At 54.9% G+C, this 1,531-nt stretch carries 1 protein-coding gene; it reads right to left on the bottom strand.

Annotation, left to right across the window (positions count from 1 at the left end):
- Positions 1-1,531, bottom strand: a 1,531-nt coding sequence (locus OCV96_RS00120; protein WP_262593206.1) for an SNF2-related protein, incomplete at both ends; no start/stop codon positions are given.

The raw sequence follows: 1,531 nt of genomic DNA, 5'->3' as shown, positions 1-1,531 counted from the left end.
CTCCTTTTTCCGCACTTCGGTGTTGGCTTCATGGATAAAAGCGATCTGGTCGGCAGGCATCCCCTGAGCAATGAGCTTCTGACGAATATCGTCATATACCGTAAAGGCCGGTTCCTGCTCCGGCAGGGGTACAGCGCCTTCCAGTGCGTGAAGCAGTGGATTATCCAGCGTTTTCGCCGCCTTGCTTGCAGGAGCTTTTGTCTGCGGTGTAGAAATGTCGCAGAATACCAGCTGGGTCAGCTTGTCAACTTCACCATCCCGCCAGATCTGCATGATGTTGTCCACGCACTGATTGACCTTTGTGCCGGGTTCGTCCGGTAGCATCTGGTTGACGATCCTCTGGTCCAGCCCCAGCTTGCGGCCATCCGAGGTAATCTTGAGCATATTGTCCTGGGACGGGTCAACGGTTCCGCTGTGTACCAGCGATGCGCGCTCCGAAAGGGCCTTGACCATTTCCTGCTGATGTTCGGTAGGCTGCGCCACGATGTTGTGGTATTCCACTTCCGGGGTAGGCAGATTCAGCTGGTCGGCAGTCTTAATGTCGGCCACTTCTTTGAACAGGTTCATCAGCTCCGGCAGATTAAAGAACTTGCTGAATCTCGTCCTTGCCCGGTAGCCGGTGCCTTCCGGTGCCAGCTCCAATGCTGTGACGGTCTCCCCAAATCGGGAAGCCCAGCAGTCGAAGTGGGTCATGTTCAGTTCTTGCAGGCGTTCATACTGAAGGTAACGCTGCATGGTGTAAAGCTCGGTCATGGAGTTGCTGACCGGTGTGCCGGTGGCAAAGATCACGCCACGGTTTCCCGTGATCTCATCCATATAGCGGCACTTGGCAAACATATCGGAGGATTTCTGCGCGTCCGATGTGGATAAGCCTGCCACATTCCTCATTTTTGTGTATAGAAACAGGTTTTTATAGTTGTGGGCCTCGTCCACGAACAATCGGTCTACACCCAGCTGCTCGAAGGTTACCACATCGTCTTTTCGTCCCTCGGCTTGCAGCTTTTCCAGTCTGGCTTCCAGAGACTTTCTGGTACGCTCCAGCTGCTTGACCGTGAAACGCTCGCCGCCGCTGGCCTGCACCTCTGCGATCCCCTCGGTGATCTCGTCGATCTGCTCATAGAGAAGCCGTTCCTGACGCTCCCGGCTGATGGGGATACGCTCAAACTGGCTGTGTCCCATGATGATGGCGTCGTACTCACCGGTCGCAATACGGGCGCAGAACTTTTTGCGGTTATGGGTCTCAAAGTCCTTTTTGGTTGTGACTAAGATGTTGGCGGAAGGATAGAGGCGCAAAAACTCCGACGCCCACTGCTCGGTCAGGTGGTTTGGAACCACAAAAAGAGATTTCTGGCACAAGCCCAGGCGTTTGGCTTCCATAGCAGCGGCCACCATCTCAAAGGTTTTGCCCGCGCCTACTTCATGTGCCAGCAGGGTATTACCGCCATACAGCACATGGGCGATGGCGCTTTTCTGGTGTTCCCGCAGGGTAATGGCTGGGTTCATGCCGCCAAAAGTGATATGGCTGCCATCA

This window comes from Waltera acetigignens, from assembly GCF_025567015.1.
Classification (GTDB): Bacteria; Bacillota; Clostridia; order Lachnospirales; family Lachnospiraceae; genus Acetatifactor; species Acetatifactor acetigignens.
Note: the sequence above shows the minus strand (reverse complement) of the source record. Positions and strands in the feature narration are given on the sequence as shown.